The following is a 16178-nucleotide window of genomic DNA, read 5'->3' on the forward strand; positions in this document are numbered from 1 at the left end:
ATGGGGGCCAAGCAGCGGATGGTGGTCATCGGCGGCGACGCGGCGGGCATGTCCGCGGCGTCGCAGGCGCGCCGGATGAAGGCGCCGGACGAGCTGGAGATCACCGCGTTCGAGCGCGGCCGGTTCACGTCGTACTCCGCCTGCGGCATTCCGTACTGGGTCGGCGGCGAGGTCGCCGAGCGCGACCGGCTCATCGCCCGCAGCCCCGAGGAGCACCGCCGGCGCGGCATCGACCTGCGGATGCGTACCGAGGTCACCGAGATCGACCTGGACCGGCAGTGCGTGCGCACCCGGGCCCTCGACGAGGAGGGCGGCGCGCAGGAGCGCTGGCACGGCTTCGACCACCTGGTGGTCGCCACCGGCGCCCGCCCGCGGCGCCCGCCGCTGCCCGGCATCGACGCGCCCGGGGTGCACGGCGTGCAGAGCCTGGACGACGGCCAGGACCTGCTGGACCGGCTGGAGAAGAAGCAGGTGCGGCACGCGGTCGTGGTCGGCGCCGGGTACATCGGCGTGGAGATGGCCGAGGCGTTCTGCCACCGCGGCATCCACGTCACCGTGCTGGAGCGCGCCGACCAGCCCATGAACACCCTCGACCCCGACATGGGCGCGCTGGTGCACGAGGCGATGAACGGCAACGGCATCACGACCGTCACCGGCGCCGAGGTCACCGAGATCCTCACCGGCACGGACGGCGAGGTGCGCGGCGTGGCCGCGGCGCAGGGCGAGTACCCGGCGGACGTCGTCGTGCTCGGCCTCGGCGTACGCCCGGAGACCGGGCTCGCGCGGGACGCGGGGCTGCCGCTGGGCGAGTCCGGCGGGCTGCTGACGGACCTCGCGATGCGGGTGCGGGGGCAGGAGAACGTGTGGGCGGGCGGCGACTGCGTCGAGGTGCTCGACCTGGTGTCGGGCCGCGAGCGCTACATCCCGCTGGGCACCCACGCCAACAAGCACGGGCAGGTCATCGGCCGCAACGTCGGCGGCGGCTTCGCCACCTTCCCCGGAGTGGTCGGCACGGCCGTCAGCAAGGTGTGCGACCTGGAGATCGCCCGTACGGGTCTGCTGGAGGCGCAGGCGCGCGAGGTGGGCCTCCAGTACGTGACGGTCACCATCCGGTCGACCAGCCGCGCCGGCTACTACCCGCGGGCCGCGCCCATGCACGTGAAGATGCTCGCGGAGCGGCGTACGGGCCGGCTGCTCGGCGTGCAGATCGTCGGCCGCGAGGGCGCCGGCAAGCGGGTGGACGTGGCGGCGGTGGCGCTGACGGCGGGCATGACGGTCGAGCAGATGACGGCCCTGGACCTGGGGTACGCACCGCCGTTCTCGCCGGTGTGGGACCCGGTGCTGGTCGCGGCGCGCAAGGCGGCGGCGGCGGTCGCGGACGACGCGCGGGAGAGCGAGGGCGGCTGACGGCCCGGGTCAGCCGGCGCGCAGCGCCGGGTGGTCGGCGACGACGGTGCAACTGCCGGCGGCGATCTCGGTGTAGCCGGCGTCCCTGACCACCGGCAGCCCGCTCGCGACCAGCCCCGCCCAGCGCTCCGGCGCCGCGGTGCGGACGGCGACGGGGAAGCCGGCGGCGCGCCAGGCCGCGCGGTCGCCGTCTGACAGCTCCCACCAGGCGAGTTGGGCCCCGTGGCCCGCCTGCGCCATGGCCTTGCCCGCGGTCATGCCGAGGCCGGGCGCCAGCCACAGCACCGGGACCCCGGGCGCGGGCGGGGCAGGGGGCACGGGGTCGTCGAGGTCGGTGCCGGAGACCTGGAGCCGGGCGAGGTCCCTGGGCCAGCCGTCGAGCGGTACGGGCGGGAAGACCCGCACCTCGGCGGCGTCCGGGCCGTCCCCGGACGCGCCTTCCCCGCCGCCCGCCGACGTCACCGTGATCCCCGGCAGCGCCTCCGCGCGGCGCCACTCCGCGCCCCGGGCGCGCCGCACCACCTTGCGGATCCGGGCGTCCTGCCAGTCCCGTACCGCCTCGGCCCACGGGCCCTCGCCGGCCGAGCGCTCGTCCGCGAGCAGGGCCAGCACCGCGCGGGCCGCCGTCTGGAGCGCGTCGGTGCGCGCGGGCGGGCTGCCGCGTTCGATGCGTACGACGAGGGGGAGGACGAACTGCGGCAGCTCGTCGCGGCTCACCGCCTCGTGCGGGAGGGGGCTGGTTCCGGCGCTGGTCACGCGGTCAAGTGTGCCAGGGGCGCCGTCTGCTTGGCGGAGGGAGGGATTCCGGCAGATCATGCCGTATGCGCAGTGATTTGTTCGCGAAGGAAAACATGGCCGAGCCTGCGACGCAGGCCGGTATGACTCTCCAGAATTCCAAGTCCATCAAGTACGCCGTCAACGGCGAGTGCCTGGCCCGCCAGGGCGCGATGATCGCCTACCGGGGCAGTCTCCAGTTCGAGAAGAAGGGCCAGGGGGCGGGCCAGTTCCTCAAGCGCGCCGTCACCGGCGAGGGGCTGGCGCTCATGTCGGTGAAGGGCCAGGGCGAGTGCTGGTTCGCGCTCAGCGCGGCGAACTGCTTCATCCTCGACTTCGACCAGCCGAACGACAGCCTCACCCTCAACGGGCGCAACGTGCTGTGCTTCGACTCGACGCTGTCCTACGACATCAAGGTGGTCAAGGGCGCCGGCATGGCGGGCGGCGGGCTGTTCAACAGCGTGTTCACCGGCCAGGGCCGGCTGGGCGTGGTCTGCGACGGTACGCCGATCGTCATCCCCGTCTCGCCCGGCTACCCGGTCTTCGTCGACACCGACGCCGTCGTCGGCTGGAGCACGCAGCTCCAGACGGGGCTGCACCGCTCGCAGAGCTTCGGGTCCATGATCCGCGGCGGCTCCGGCGAGGTCATGCAGCTCCGGCTGGACGGCGAGGGGTTCGTCGTGGTGCGGCCGAGCGAGACCGGCACGGGGGCGCCCGCCGGGTGACCCCCCGCCGCGGCGGCGGGGGCGGCGAGCGTCCCGCCCGCCCTCCGCCGGCACCGCGGGCGCGGCCCGTACGCGCCTCAGCCCGCCGCCAGCTCCGAGACCCTGGCGAAGCCGTAGCCGCGGCGGCGCAGCTCCGGCACGATCTCGCGCACCGCCTCCTCCGTGACCGGCGCCGCGCTGCGCGTGACGTGCAGGACGACCACCGACCCCGGCCGCACCCGCGTCAGCACCTCCTCGGCCACCGCGGCCGGGTCGGTGGCGAACGCGTCGCCGCTGGAGACGTCCCACTGCACCGCGGTCACGCCCGTCGGGGCGAGGTCGCGCAGCGCCTCGTCGTCGTAGCAGCCGCCGGGGAAGCGGAAGTACGGGACGGGCGCGGGCACGCCCGCGCGGCGCAGCTCGGCGAAGGTGCGCTCGACCTCGCCGCGCAGGGCGCCGGGGCCGGCCTCGGGCAGCCCGTGGCAGGGGGCGGCGAAGGCGTGGTGGCTGTAGGAGTGGTTGGCCACCTCGAAGAGCGGGTCGCGGCCGATGGCGCGGGCCTGGTCGGGGTAGCGGGCGGCCCAGGTGCCGGTCATGAAGACGGTGGCGGGCACCTTCAGCTCCCGTAGCGCGGCGATGAGCCCGGGGTTGTCGAACCGCTCGCCGGCGTCGGCGCGGGCGTGCTGGCCGGCCATCATGTCGGCGTCGAAGGTGAGCGCGACGCGCTTGCCGCCCGCGGTCCCGCGGGCGCCGTGCCGCCACACCGGCGCGCGCCCCGCGCGGGCCCGCGGCGCCTTGGCCTCGCCGTACGTGTCGCCGTGCGCCTTCCGGGGCGCCCGGTCAGGCGGCTGTTCCGGCGGCCGGAGCGGCGGCTGTCCCGTCCCGTACGCCGCCGGGTGGTCGCTGTAGTCCCGCGCGGCGGGCGCGCCGACCGGTGCCGAGGGCGCGGGCGCCTCGGCGCACGCCGGGAGGAAGAGGGCGAGCAGCGCGACGAGGGCCGCGCGGGCGGGGCGCGGGCGCCGGAAGTGGATCATGCGGGGAGCGTAAGAGCGCCCGCAGGGGGCGCGCGCGCCAGAGCGAGCGCCCGGGTGAACGGGCTACGCGCGCCGCGGCGCCGGCCCGGATCAGGCCGGGGCCGGCGCCGCGTCGAGGGGCGGTACGTACGGTGCGTGCCGTACGTACGGTGCGCACGGTACGTACGGGCCGGGCGGCTACCGCCAGCGGCCGGTGATGGCGAACGTGGTGCCGGGCGCGTAGCAGTTCACGTACATCGTCCGGCCGCTCGGCGAGAACGTGACGCCGGCGAACTCGCCGTACTCCGGCTCCTCCGCGCTGCCCGTGTTCTGCCGGTTGCGCGCCACCGCGAAGACCTCGCCCCGCCGCGAGACGCCGTAGACGTGCTGCTCGCCGCCGCCGTCCTCGCAGAGGAACAGGCCGCCCGAGGGCGACAGGGCGATGTTGTCCGGGGACTCGCCGGGGGTGTCGACGCCGTGGTCGGGGCCGAAGCGGATGACGAGCTTCAGCTCGTTGGTCCGCGGGGTGTAGCGCCACACCTGGCCGAAGTGGTCGCCGCCCGAGCCCTCGGCGGTCTTGGCGAAGCTGGAGACGAAGTACACCGACTTGCCGCCCCAGTAGCAGCCCTCCAGCTTCTGCGCGTGCGACATGGCGCGCCCGAAGTCCTGGTGGCGGATCGGGGTCTCGGCCGCCAGCGGGTCGGGGACCTCGATCCACTCGACGTCGTCGAACGTGGTGCCGATCTCCTCGACCACCGACAGGTCCGGCACGTCCGGCACCCGCATGGCCTGGAGTTCGCCGCCGGCCCGCAGCGAGCCGACGCCGCGCTTGGGCTTCTTCGGCAGGAAGCGGTAGAAGAGCCCGAACGGCTGCTCGAAGGCGTCCTCGGTCTCGTAGACGACGCCGTTGGACGGGTCGAAGGCGACGGCCTCGTGCTGGAAGCGGCCCATCGCGGTGAGCGGGACGGCGCCGCTCTCGTGCGGGTCGCAGGGGTCGACCTCGAAGATGAAGCCGTGGTCCTTGGTGTACCCGTTGGTGCCGGCCTTGTCCTCGGTCTCCTCGCAGGTCAGCCAGGTGCCCCAGAGGCTGGGCCCGCCGGCGCAGTTGACCGCGGTGCCGGCGATGCCGACGCGCTCGCCCTCCAGCTTGCCGTTCCGGCCGACGTCCAGCACGGTGCAGCCGCCCATGCCCATGGGGTCGTACGTCAGGCCCTCGATGGCGGGGACGCGGTGCGTGGCGTTGTGGCGGTTCTCGTGGTTGCGGACGAGCCGTACGTCAGCTCCGCCGCCGCGGGCGCGGAAGGCGGCCATGCCGTCGTGGTTGGAGGGCACGGTGCCCTCGCCGGAGAGCAGTTGGTCGCCTTCGCGGGAGAGCACCCGGTAGCGGAAGCCCTCGGGGAGGTCCAGGAGGCCGTCGGGGTCGGGGACGAGCGGGCCGTAGCCGGCGTCCTGCGGGGCGTGCGCGGCGGCCGTTCCGGCGTACAGCTCGGAGACGCTTCCGGTGAAGGCGATGCCGGCGCCGAGCGCACCGGTGCGGGCGAGAACCTGACGTCGTGTTGCAGACATACGGACTGACCAACTCCCTGCTGACGGAACAGGAGAACGGTGACCCGATCGTGTGTACCACCCGGTGAACCGAAAGTGAACCAGGTGACAGGTGTGTGAAGGGTCTAGTCCTCTGGTGGCCGGGTGCCGCCGGTACTCTCTGCCGTCGGGCGGTCGCCCGCGGTGTTCTGTTCGTCCTGGTCACGGCGGGCTTCGCGGGCCAGAGCGGTGAGCCGGGATATCGCGCGAAAGTACTTCTTGCGGTACCCGCCGGCGAGCATCGCGGAGCCGAAGAGCCGGTCGAACGGAACGCCGGAGGCGAGCACGGGTATCTCCCGGTCGTACAGCCGGTCCGCGAGCACCACGAGCCGCAGCGCCGTCGCCTCGTCGGCCACCGGCCGCACGCCGGTCAGGCAGACGGTCCGTACGCCGTCGGTCAGCGCGCCGTAGCGGCTGGGGTGGACGCGCGCGAGGTGGCCGAGGAGGTCGGGGAAGGCGTCGAGGGTGGCGCCGGGGGCGGCGCCGGCGGCGCGGGTGACGGCCTCGTCGGTCAGTGGGGCGGAGGTGGGGGTACCCCCGCCAGTGAGGGCGTGGCCGGCGGGGGAGGGCAGGCCGCGGTGGCGGTAGTCGTCGCCGTCGATGCGCAGCGGGCGGAAGCGGGCGGCCAGGCCCTGTATCTCGCGCAGGAAGTCGGCCGCGGCGAAGCGGCCCTCGCCCAGCTTGCCGGGCAGGGTGTTGGAGGTGGCGGCCAGCGCGACGCCGGCGTCGACGAGCTTGCCGAGGAGGCTGGAGACCAGCACGGTGTCGCCGGGGTCGTCCAGTTCGAACTCGTCGATGCACAGCAGCCGGTGGCCGCCGAGGGTGCGTACCGTCTGCTGGAAGCCGAGCGCGCCCACCAGGTTCGTCAGCTCCACGAAGGTGCAGAAGCCCTTGCGCTCGGGCGCCGCCTCGGTGGCGTGCCAGACGGAGGCCAGCAGGTGCGTCTTGCCGACGCCGAAGCCGCCGTCCAGATACACCCCGCGCGGCCCGGCCGGCTCCTCCGGCGCCCGCCGCCACCACGGCCGCCGGCTTCCCCCGCCTCGGCGGGCGGTGGCGCCGCCGAGCCCGGCGGCGAAGGCCGCCAGCGCCCGTACGGCCTCGGCCTGGCCAGGGTGGGCCGGGTCCGGGACGTAGGTCGAGAAGCGCACCGAGTCGAAGCGCGGCGGCGGCACCAGTTCGGCCACCAGCCGCTCGGCGGGGACGTGCGGCTCGCGGCCCGTGAGCGCACCGGGGGATATGCCGGCGCCGGGCGTGTCGGCGGTGGAGGCGGAGGCGGATGAGGGCACGTTCTCACTGTACGGTCGGGGCCTCGGCAAGCCGTACACCAGTGCGTCATGCCACACTGCCGCTTATGCGTCGCCTCCTGCCCGTACCCGCAGATCCGTCCGCGCTCGCCGATCGCGAGTGGTCCCTGGACGAGCTTGCCGACGCCTATGCCTACCCGGCCGAAGGCGTGTGGCTACGGGCCAACATGGTCAGCTCCGCCGACGGCGCCGCGTCCTTCGCCGGGCGCTCCCAGGCGCTGTCGTCGGAGGCGGACATGCGCCTCTTCGGCGTGCTTCGCGGGCTGGCGGACGTGGTGGTCGTGGGTGCAGAAACGGTACGCCTTGAGGGGTACCGGCCGGCTCGCGCCCGGGCGGCCTTCGCCGCCCGCAGGGCCGCGGCCGGCCAGGGTCCCGCGCCGCCCGTCGCGGTGCTCTCCGCCTCCCTCGACCTGGACTTCTCGCTGCCGCTGTTCAGCGCGCCGGCCGTCCCGACGCTGCTGCTGACGGGCGCGCAGGCGCCCGCGGAGCGGCTGGCCGCGGCCCGGGCAGCGGGGGTGGAGGTGGTGGTCGCGGGCCGGGGCCGCGGCGCCGACCCGGCGGCGGCCGTCGTCGCGCTCGCCGAGCGCGGGCACCGGCGGCTGCTGACGGAGGGCGGCCCCACCGCGCTGGAGGGCTTCGCCCGGGCGGGGGTGCTCGACGAGCTGTGCCTCACTCTGGCGCCCCTCGCGGCCCTGGGAGACGCGCCACGGATCATGCACGGAGCCGCCCCGCGGGCACAGCCGCTGGGCCTCGGCCTGGAGTCGGTCATGGAGGAGGCCGGCTTTCTGTTCACGCGTTACCGTCGGTTCTGACAATCTGCGGAATATCACGTTCCGCTTAGCCGCGCTGGGGCAGACTTAATCGGCAGGATCGTTTCTGACGTGGTCCTCGTGCCTGTGCGGAAGAAGGGCGTCCATCGTGTTCACCACCGTCCTGATGATCGAGAAGCCGCTCGCGCCCGTGGATGTGGAGATGCTCACCACGCTCCACGGCCAGGAGCCCGTCAGCTTCGTCGTGCTGCTGCAACCCCGCGGGGACCAGGGAGTGCTGTTGCGGGCGCTCGACGACGTAGCGCTGGGAGAGCTGGAGGACGCGGTCCGCGAGTCGGAGGAGCCGGAGGGGCACGAGGCGCTGCCCACCGCCAAGCTGGCGCTGGAGCACTCCCTGAAGGCGCTGCGCGAGCAGGGCGCGGAGGCGGTCGGGGAGATCGTCGACCGGCACCCGCTGGACCTGCTGACGTCCGTCGTGGAGCAGACGCGCGCCGACGAGGTGATCGTGCTCACCGCACCCCACCTGGTGGAGGAGTTCTTCCACCGCGACTGGGCCTCCCGGGCCAGACACAAGGTCGGCGTGCCGGTGCTGAAGCTCTTCGCGCACAACGGCTGATCCCGCGCTCGGGGCCGCGGGGGCGCCACCCGGCCGGGACACCGGCCGCGCCCTCGCGGTCCGGCCCCGGAACGCGGTCGCGGAGTGCGAGAATCGTCGCGTCCCACCCGAGCCCAAGGAGCGCACCACATGACCCCGGGGATCCCGCCCACGCTGGAGAGTCCGCACTTCATCGGCATCGGCGGCGCCGGTATGTCGGGCATCGCGAAGATCCTCGCCCAGCGCGGCGCCGCCGTCGCCGGCAGCGACGCGCGGGAGTCCGGCACCGCCGCCGCGCTCCGTGAGCTGGGCGCCGTCGTGCACCTCGGCCACGCCGCCGGGCACCTCGGCCCCGGCGCCAGCGCCGCCGTCGTCTCCTCCGCCATCCGCGAGGACAACCCCGAGCTGGCCGCCGCCCGCGAGCGCGGCCTGCCCGTGGTGCACCGCTCCGACGCGCTCGCCGCCGTCATGGACGGGCTGCGCCCGGTCGCCGTCGCCGGCACCCACGGCAAGACGACGACCACCTCGATGCTCGCCGTCGCCCTGCGCACGCTGGGCCGCGACCCCTCGTACGCCATCGGCGGCGACATCGACGCCCCCGGCTCCAACGCGCACCACGGCACCGGCGACCTCTTCGTCGCCGAGGCCGACGAGAGCGACCGCAGCTTCCACAAGTACGCGCCCGAGGTCGCCATCGTCCTCAACGTCGAGCTGGACCACCACGCCAACTACGCCTCGCTGGAGGAGATCTACGCCTCCTTCGAGACCTTCGCCGCCCGCATCGTCCCCGGCGGCACCCTGGTCGTCTCCGCCGACCACCCCGGCGCCCGCGAGCTGACCCGCCGGCTGGCCGGCAGCGGCGTGCGCACCGTCACCTACGGCGAGTCACCCGACGCCGACGCGCGCGTCCTTTCCGTCACCCCCCGGGGCCTGGCCAGCGACGTCACCGTGCTGCTCGACGGGGCGAAGCTCACCTTCGGCGTCTCCGTCCCCGGCCGCCACTACGCCCACAACGCCGTCGCCGCCCTGGCCGCCGGCGCCGCGGCCGGCGTGCCCGCCGCGGAGCTGGCACCGGCGCTGGCGTCGTTCACCGGCGTCGGCCGGCGGCTCCAGCCGAAGGGCACGGCCGCGGGCGTACGGGTCGTGGACACGTACGCGCACCACCCCACCGAGATGGCCGCCGACCTGGAGGCCGTACGGGCCGCCGCCGACGACGGCCGCGGCGGGCGCTCCGGCCGCATCCTCGTCGTCTTCCAGCCGCACCTGTTCTCCCGCACCCGCGAGCTGGGCACCGAGATGGGCCGGGCCCTCGCGCTCGCCGACGCCTCCCTCGTGCTCGGCATCTATCCCGCCCGCGAGGACCCCATCCCCGGCGTGACCAGCGACATCATCATCGAAGCCGCGCGCGGCGCGGGCGCCGACGTCACCCCCGCACCCGACATGGCCGCCGTCCCCGGGCTGGTCGCAGGAATGGCGAAGCCCGGTGATCTCGTTCTCACCATGGGGGCAGGGGACGTCACCGAGCTGGGAGACCGGATCCTGTCCCGACTGGAGGGCTGAGATGACATACGAGGTCGACAAGCCGGACGAGCAGTGGCGCGCGGAGCTGGCGCCCGAGGAGTACCGCGTCCTGCGGCAGGCGGGCACCGAGCCCGCCTTCACCGGCGAGTACACCGACACCAAGGCCGAGGGCGTCTACGAGTGCCGCGCCTGCGGGGCCGAGCTGTTCCGCTCGGCGGAGAAGTTCGAGAGCCACTGCGGCTGGCCGAGCTTCTACGACCCCGCGCAGAGCGAGGCCGTCGAGCTGGTGGAGGACCGCTCGCTGGGCATGGTCCGTACCGAGGTGCGCTGCGCCCGCTGCGGCTCCCACCTGGGCCACGTCTTCAGCGGCGAGGGCTACCCGACGCCGACCGACCAGCGCTACTGCATCAACTCCGTCTCCCTGCGGCTGCTGCCCGCCGGCGAGTCCGCCGGACGGTAGCCCGCCGGGGACCCCCCGGGCCCGCCCCCGATGTACGCGGGCCCGGGAGGCGCGAGCGCGCCGGGTGTCAGTCCCCGACGCGCGCGAACGGGGCCGGGGTCTCGCCGGTCCAGCGGTAGAGGTAGACCTCGCCCTCCTGCTTCTTCACGCCGTCCTCGGTCACGGCCCGGCCCTCGGCGACGTAGTAGCGGCCGTCGCCCAGCGCGTCGATGCCGTAGTTGCCGTGGAACTCCCAGCCGCGCAGACCCGTCGCCGGGTCATTCAGGCCCGCGTCGCGCAGGGTCAGCAGCTTGCCCTTCTCGGGCTTCGCCTGGCCCCTGATCTCGCCGCGCACCGGCTTCTTCGAGGCGTCGACGGTGAAGAAGGAGTAGTTCGGGAAGCCCTCCTTCACGCCGTCGTAGACCGCCATGATCCAGTTGCGGGTGTACGGGTCGTACTGGAGGTTCTGCACGCCGTAGGTGGTGTTGCCGGTGTACGCGAAGAACTTGCCGCCGTGCCGCTTCGGGCCGCTGCGGTGCGGGTCCGCCTGCGACAGCGGGCGCTCGTAGCGGCGCCAGTCGCGCACGTCGTACTGAAGGACCACCTGGTGGTCGTTGTCCGTGCGCTCGGTGTTGGAGTACACGCCGTACGCGACCATCAGCTTCTGCGCCCCGCCGCGCTTGCCGAACTCCGGGCCGAAGGAGACGCCGTCGATGCCGGAGCAGCCGTAGCGGTGGTCGGGGGTGTTCGCGGTGTCGCCGTCGAAGACGCCGTCGCCGTTCATGTCGGCGGTGAAGTCCTCGACGACCTCGTTCAGGTGAACGGCGGTCATCACGCCGTCGGTCTCGGCGTTCATGCCGACCCGGTCGATCCTGTCCACGTCGAAGACGGCGATGTAGAACGCCTCTTCCGCCTTGTATTCGAGCGAGCCGTAGACGCGGCCGTCGCGGTCGTTCAGGTCGATGTCGCCGAGGTGGCCGGTGAGGCCCTCGACGGTGCCGATCACGTTGCCGTCGAGGTCGGTCTTGACCAGCATCTGCGTGAACGACCAGTAGACGTGGCCGCGCTTGGTGTCGACGGTGACGCCCTGGACGTGGCTCGTCGGCCACGCCCCGCCCTCGATGTGGGTGGGCAGCTCGGGCGGGCGCGGCTTGGCCGCCGCGGATGCGTCCGCGGGTGCGTTCGCGGCCGCGAAGCCGGCGGGGGCGGCGGTGAGGAGGAGGGCGGGGACGGCTATGCCGGCGACGACGGCCGCTCTGGCCGTACGGTACTTGCCGCGCATGCGGGTTCCTTTCCACGGGTTCATCTCGTGAGCACTTCCGGATTCGCGCAGTGGAGCAGGGGCCGGCCGGCCAGGTGCCGGCCGACCTCGGCGGCGACCATGCCGGCCGCGTTGTGGGCGGTCTGGCGGCTGGCACCGGCCAGGTGGGGGGTCATCACGACGCCCGGGGTACGGGGCAGTCGCGAGTCGGCGGGCACCGGTTCGACGGGGAACACGTCGAACGCGGCGCCGAAGAGGCGGCCTTCGTCGAGGGCGTCGCAGACCGCGTCGTAGTCGACGAGGGAGCCGCGGGCGCAGTTGACGAGGACGCCGCCGGCGGGCATGAGGCCGATCAGCTCGCGGGAGATCAGCCCCTCGGTCTCCGGGGTGGCGCGGGCGTGCACCGTGACGAAGGCGGAACGATTCATCAGCTCGGGGAGACCGACCAGTTCGTCCGGCGCGACGGCCGCCGCGTCGGCGAAGGGGTCGGCGACGAGCACCCGGGCGCCGAAGCCGCGGGCGATACGGGCCACGCGGGAGCCGATGGCGCCGTAGCCGACGATGCCGACGGTGCTGTCCGCCAGCTCCGGGCCGACGCTCTCGTAGCGGTAGTAGTCGCCGCGCCAGATGCCGGCCGCCAGGTCCGCGTGGGTGGCGGGGACCCGGCGGGCGGCGGCCAGCATGAGGGCCACGGTGTGCTCGGCGGTGGCGGTGGCGTTGCGGCCGGGGGCGTAGGTGACGGCGACGCCGTGGCGGGTGGCCGCGGCCAGATTGGCGTTGACGGGCCCGCCGCGGCTGACGCAGAACAGCCGCAGGTCGGGGCTGGCGGCGAGGACGCGCTCGGTCAGCGGCGCCATCTGCGTCACGCAGATCCCGGCGCCGTCCAGGGCCTCGATGAGCTGGTCCTCCGTCCCCGACGCCTCGCGGACCTCGGCCACCGGGCCGAACGGCTCGACGGGCCAGGGCAGGGTCAGCTCGCGGACCTCGGCGTCCGGCGCGACCGGGCGCAGGCGCTCGCGGAGCAGGTCGTTGCGGACGAAGTGGTCGCCGGCGGCGAGGATCGTGGTCACGCGGGGACTCCGGGGGTCACGGGGCGGTTCAGCGTCAGCAGCGCGGGGCTGCCGTCGCTGAGGACCAGTTCGTTGAGGGCGCAGTTGGCCAGGTGGGGGAAGCGGCGGCGGTAGTCGCGCAGCGGCAGGCCGAGCAGCCGGCACAGGGCGAGCCGGATGGCGGTGGAGTGGGCGACGACGAGTATCCGGCCGCCGTCGTCGTGCTCGGCGCGCAGTTCGGTGAGGAAGGCGACGTAGCGCTCGGCGACCACCGCGGGGTTCTCCCCCTCGGGGAAGTGGTTGGCCACCGGGTCGGCCTCGAAGGACGCCACCGCCTCGGGCATCCGCTCGCGCATCTCGCCGCGGGTCAGCCCCTCGGCGACGCCGAAGTCCAGCTCGCTCAGCCGCGGCTCCAGGTGCAGGGGCAGCCCGGCGCGGGCCGCGCTGTCCGCCGCCGTCTGCCGGCAGCGCAGCATCGGGGAGGACCACACGGCCGTCAGCCCCGCCTGCGCCGCCCAGTCGGCGAGGGCGGCGGCCTGGGCGCGGCCGTGCTCGGTGAGGTCGATGTCGGTGGCGCCGGCGTAGCGGTTCTCGCCGTGCCAGACGCTCTCCCCGTGCCGGACGAAGATGACGTTGAGGCTCATGACGCGGTCCTCTCTCGTGCGTGGGCCGCGACGACCTCGGGCAGCCAGCCGCGCCGGGCCAGCAGGTCGACGAGCCGGACGTAGCCCTCGTCGTGGGCGGATCGGTACGGGTCGCGGGGCTCGACGGTGCGGTCGGCCCGCACCATCGCGGCGGCGGCGCGGTCCAGGGCGCCACCCGCGCCGGGGCCGGTGCCCCTGCCCTCGCCGGTGCTGCCGGTGGTGCCGCCCCCGGTGCTGCCGGTGCTGCCGCCGCCGGTGCCGTCGAGGGCGGCGGCGGCCAGGACGGCCATGCCGAGCGCCGGCTGCGCGTGGCGCGGCAGCGTCACCGGACGGCGCAGCACGTCGGCGCGGAGCTGGTTCCACACCGGGTTGCGGGTCGCGCCGCCGGTGAGGACGACGGCCCCGGTGGCGGGGGCGCCCAGCAGGTCGGCGTAGTCGAAGCAGAGCCGCTCGACGTACGCGGCCCCCTGGAGCAGCGCCGCGAAGTCCTCGATGCGGCCCGCCGGTTCGCGGCTGCGGAACGCCACCGCCGCCGGGGCGGTGAACGGGAACCGCTCCCCGGGCGAGACCAGCGGGTAGCGCAGCAGCCCGGTGGGCAGCAGCTCCGCCGCCCCGGCCGTCAGCCGGTCCAGGTCCGCGCCGGCGAACTCCTGTGCCACCAGCCCGGCCCCGACGCTGGACGCGCCGCCGGGCAGCCAGGTGCCCGCGGGCGAGCGGTGCGAGTACATGACGCCCGCCGGGTCGTGGACCAGTTCGGCGGTCACGCCCTTGAGCACCAGCGTGGTGCCCATGACGGAGTTCCAGCTCCCCACCGCCGTGGCGCCGGAGCCCAGTTGGGCGGCGCAGCCGTCGGTCATCCCGGCGACCACCGGGGTGCCCGCGACCAGGCCGGTCTCCTCGGCCGCCGCGGCCGAGACCTCGCCCAGCACGGTGCCGGGCGGCACCAGGGCGGGCAGCATCCCGGCGGGGATGCCGAGGTCCGCGAAGACCTCCTCGGGCCAGCTCACGGTGGCGGCGTCCGCGCCGGTCTTGAGCGCGTTGCTGGTGTCGGCCGGTACGTCGTGGCCGACGAGCCGGCGGTTGACCACGTCGCTCTGGTGGGCCAGCCGCCAGCCGTCCGCGGCGGCCCGCGGATGCCGGTCGAGCAGCCAGCGCAGCTTGGGCAGCCCCCAGGAGCGCTGCATCCGCCGGTAGCCGGCCCTGGTCCACTGCGCCTCGCCGGCCTCGTTGACCTTCTCGGCCTCGGCGGCGGCGCGCCCGTCGTCGTACATCAGCGCGGGGGTGACCGTGTGGCCGTGCCGGTCGGTCAGGGTGACGGTGCCGGAGGTGGCGTCGACGGCCACGGCCCGGATACGGCGCGGGTCGGCGCCCGCGGCGCGGGCCCGCCCGACGGCGGCGCAGACCGCGCGCCACCACTCGTCCGGGTCCTGCTCGTGCCGTTCGCCGCGCCGGTCGCTGGTCAGCGGGGCCGTACCCGCGCCGAGCAGGTGCCCCGCGGAGTCGGCGGCCACCGCGCGGACGCCCTGGGTGCCCAGGTCGATGCCGAGCCAGGCGTCCGCATCCGGGTCGGTCATGCGCCGGCTCCACCCGGGTGCGCGGGTCCGTTCCCGTCGGCCGTACGCTCGCGGCCCAGCGCCCACACCGGCCGGTGCAGTTCGCGGAGTTGCAGGAACTCGGCGTAGCGGCCGTCGGCGGCGCGGGCGGGGTCCGGTTCGTACGACGCGGCGATCCGCACCTGCCGGGCCGCCGCCGTCGCGAAGTCCGGCTCCCGGCCGGTGGCGACGGCGCCGGTCAGCCAGGCGCCGCGGGCGCCGATCTCGCTGTCCGCGGGGATCGCCACGGGCACGCCCGTGACGTCGGAGATCAGCCGCATCCAGAACCCGCTGCGGGTGCCGCCGCCGCTGAGGGTCAGCAGGTCCGGCTCGGCGGGGGAGGCGGCGAGGCAGTCGCGGATGGCCAGGGTGACGCCCTCCACCACCGCGCGGGCCACGTCCTGCCGGCCGCTGTCCAGCGACAGGCCGGTCAGCGAGCCGCGGGCGGCCGGGTCGAAGAACGGCGCGCGCTCGCCGGCGGGGGAGAGGTACGGCATGAACCGCACCCCCGCGGTGTGTTCGGCGCCGCGCTCGGCCAGTTCCATCAGCTCGGCGGCCGAGGAGAGGCCGAGGAGCTTCGCGCCCCAGTCGAGCATGTCGCCGCCGCTCATGGTGGGGAAGGCGCGCAGGTAGTGGCCGGGGACGCCGAGCGGGACGGTGATGCCCACGGGCTCGCCCGCGGGGCCGCCGGCCGGGCCGGCGACGGCGGGCGAGTCCGTGACGATCTCGGTGGAGAGCGTGGTGCCGAGGATGGTGCAGGCGCGGCCCGCGCTGACCGCGCCGGAGCCGATCGCGGTGGCGCAGATGTCGTACGGCGCCAGCACCACGGGGACGCCCTCCGGCAGCCCGGTCTCGGCGCGGGCGGCGGCGTCGAGCGGGGTCACGCGGTGGTCGTCGTCGCGCAGCGGCGGCAGCAGGTCGCGGGCCCACTCCACCCCGTACAGCTCGAACAGCCGGTCCGACCAGGTACGCCCGGCGATGTCCAGGAACGGGGCGGCGGCCTCCGACTCGTCCACGGCCGGCTGCCCGGTGAGCTTGTAGAACAGCCAGCCGCCGCAGGTCAGCAGGTGCCGGGAGCGGGCGACGCGGTCCGGGTCGTGCGCGCGCAGCCACGCCAGCACGGCGTTCGGCATGCCCGTGGACAGCCGCGAGCCGCAGATGCGGAACGCCTCGTCCACGGTCCCGTCGCGCTCCCAGTCGCCGACGATGCCGGCGGCGCGGCCGTCGTTCCACAGCACCGCGGGACCGGTGGGCCGTCCCTCGCCGTCGACCAGCCAGGCCCCGTCGCCCTGCCCGGTCACCGCGACGAACTCCGGCGGCGCGGGCAGCGCCGCGACCACTTCCCGTACGGCGGAGGCCACCGCCTCCCACACGTCGGCCATGTCCTGCTCGGCCCACCCCGGCCGGGGCCGCGTCACCCGGGTCGGGCGCCGCCCGACCGTCAGCTCCGCGCCGTCCGGGCCGTAGCCGACGACCTTGACGACGGTGGTGCCGGCGTCGATCGCGATCGCGGTCATGTGC

15 protein-coding genes are annotated in these 16178 nt (G+C 74.9%); 6 read left to right on the top strand and 9 right to left on the bottom strand.

The features are described 5' to 3' along the window. The gene (locus QBL21_RS11305; RefSeq protein WP_407562005.1) at nucleotides 1–1407 is read left to right on the top strand and encodes an FAD-dependent oxidoreductase; all 1407 of its coding nucleotides are present in this window, start codon (nucleotides 1–3) and stop codon (nucleotides 1405–1407) included. A 9-nt stretch (nucleotides 1408–1416) separates the two neighbouring features. On the opposite strand, the gene QBL21_RS11310 is transcribed toward QBL21_RS11305, so the two are convergent. After that, a complete protein-coding gene (locus QBL21_RS11310) occupies nucleotides 1417–2223 on the bottom strand; it encodes a peptidyl-tRNA hydrolase (protein WP_407562006.1) in 807 nt (268 codons plus the stop codon). 5 nt (nucleotides 2224–2228) lie between these two features. Between QBL21_RS11310 and QBL21_RS11315 the strand changes: the two genes are divergently transcribed. Next, nucleotides 2229–2906 carry an AIM24 family protein gene (locus QBL21_RS11315; protein WP_407562007.1) on the top strand — a complete coding sequence of 226 codons (678 nt, stop codon included), beginning with the start codon at nucleotides 2229–2231 and terminating at the stop codon, nucleotides 2904–2906. A 77-nt stretch (nucleotides 2907–2983) separates the two neighbouring features. On the opposite strand, the gene QBL21_RS11320 is transcribed toward QBL21_RS11315, so the two are convergent. The 3 genes from QBL21_RS11320 to zapE form a co-directional block, all read right to left on the bottom strand. Then, nucleotides 2984–3919: a polysaccharide deacetylase family protein gene (locus QBL21_RS11320; protein WP_407562008.1), complete on the bottom strand. Its 936-nt coding sequence runs from the start codon at nucleotides 3917–3919 to the stop codon at nucleotides 2984–2986. A gap of 177 nt (nucleotides 3920–4096) precedes the next feature. Continuing rightward, complete coding sequence (locus QBL21_RS11325; RefSeq protein ID WP_407562009.1) at nucleotides 4097–5464, bottom strand: alkaline phosphatase PhoX; 1368 nt, start codon at nucleotides 5462–5464, stop codon at nucleotides 4097–4099. Nucleotides 5465–5568: 104 nt separating this feature from the next. Continuing rightward, the gene (zapE, locus tag QBL21_RS11330) at nucleotides 5569–6768 is read right to left on the bottom strand and encodes a cell division protein ZapE (RefSeq protein ID WP_407562010.1); all 1200 of its coding nucleotides are present in this window, start codon (nucleotides 6766–6768) and stop codon (nucleotides 5569–5571) included. A 65-nt stretch (nucleotides 6769–6833) separates the two neighbouring features. Here zapE and QBL21_RS11335 point away from each other — a divergent pair, with 65 nt between their 5' ends. From QBL21_RS11335 to msrB, 4 genes are all read left to right on the top strand, one after another. Continuing rightward, nucleotides 6834–7598, top strand: coding sequence for a pyrimidine reductase family protein (locus QBL21_RS11335; RefSeq protein ID WP_407562011.1), 765 nt, complete (start codon nucleotides 6834–6836; stop codon nucleotides 7596–7598). 106 nt (nucleotides 7599–7704) lie between these two features. Then, on the top strand, nucleotides 7705–8172 hold the full coding sequence (locus tag QBL21_RS11340) for an indole-3-glycerol phosphate synthase (RefSeq protein WP_407562012.1): 468 nt from the start codon (nucleotides 7705–7707) through the stop codon (nucleotides 8170–8172). Between the two features lie 129 nt (nucleotides 8173–8301). Beyond that, nucleotides 8302–9711: a UDP-N-acetylmuramate--L-alanine ligase gene (murC, locus tag QBL21_RS11345; protein ID WP_407562013.1), complete on the top strand. Its 1410-nt coding sequence runs from the start codon at nucleotides 8302–8304 to the stop codon at nucleotides 9709–9711. Nucleotide 9712: 1 nt separating this feature from the next. Beyond that, entirely contained in the window at nucleotides 9713–10132 is a 420-nt protein-coding gene (gene msrB, locus QBL21_RS11350; RefSeq protein ID WP_407562014.1) for a peptide-methionine (R)-S-oxide reductase MsrB, read from the top strand. A gap of 67 nt (nucleotides 10133–10199) precedes the next feature. Here msrB and QBL21_RS11355 read toward each other — a convergent pair whose 3' ends face one another. The 5 genes from QBL21_RS11355 to QBL21_RS11375 are packed head-to-tail and all read right to left on the bottom strand — an operon-like array spanning nucleotide 10200 to nucleotide 16174. After that, nucleotides 10200–11393 (bottom strand): hypothetical protein, encoded by a 1194-nt coding sequence (locus QBL21_RS11355; protein ID WP_407562015.1) that lies wholly within the window; start codon nucleotides 11391–11393, stop codon nucleotides 10200–10202. Between the two features lie 20 nt (nucleotides 11394–11413). Beyond that, nucleotides 11414–12442, bottom strand: coding sequence for a 2-hydroxyacid dehydrogenase (locus tag QBL21_RS11360; RefSeq protein WP_407562016.1), 1029 nt, complete (start codon nucleotides 12440–12442; stop codon nucleotides 11414–11416). Beyond that, nucleotides 12439–13065 (bottom strand): histidine phosphatase family protein, encoded by a 627-nt coding sequence (locus tag QBL21_RS11365; RefSeq protein WP_407562017.1) that lies wholly within the window; start codon nucleotides 13063–13065, stop codon nucleotides 12439–12441. The genes QBL21_RS11360 and QBL21_RS11365 overlap by 4 nt, the downstream gene beginning before the upstream one ends. Then, on the bottom strand, nucleotides 13062–14639 hold the full coding sequence (locus tag QBL21_RS11370; RefSeq protein ID WP_407562018.1) for an FGGY-family carbohydrate kinase: 1578 nt from the start codon (nucleotides 14637–14639) through the stop codon (nucleotides 13062–13064). The genes QBL21_RS11365 and QBL21_RS11370 overlap by 4 nt, the downstream gene beginning before the upstream one ends. Further along, nucleotides 14636–16174: an FGGY family carbohydrate kinase gene (locus QBL21_RS11375; RefSeq protein ID WP_407562019.1), complete on the bottom strand. Its 1539-nt coding sequence runs from the start codon at nucleotides 16172–16174 to the stop codon at nucleotides 14636–14638. Before QBL21_RS11375 ends, QBL21_RS11370 begins: the two co-directional genes overlap by 4 nt. Nucleotides 16175–16178: the final 4 nt, after the last annotated feature.

It is taken from the genome of Streptomyces sp. 184, from assembly GCF_045781775.1.
Taxonomy (GTDB): domain Bacteria; phylum Actinomycetota; class Actinomycetes; order Streptomycetales; family Streptomycetaceae; genus Streptomyces.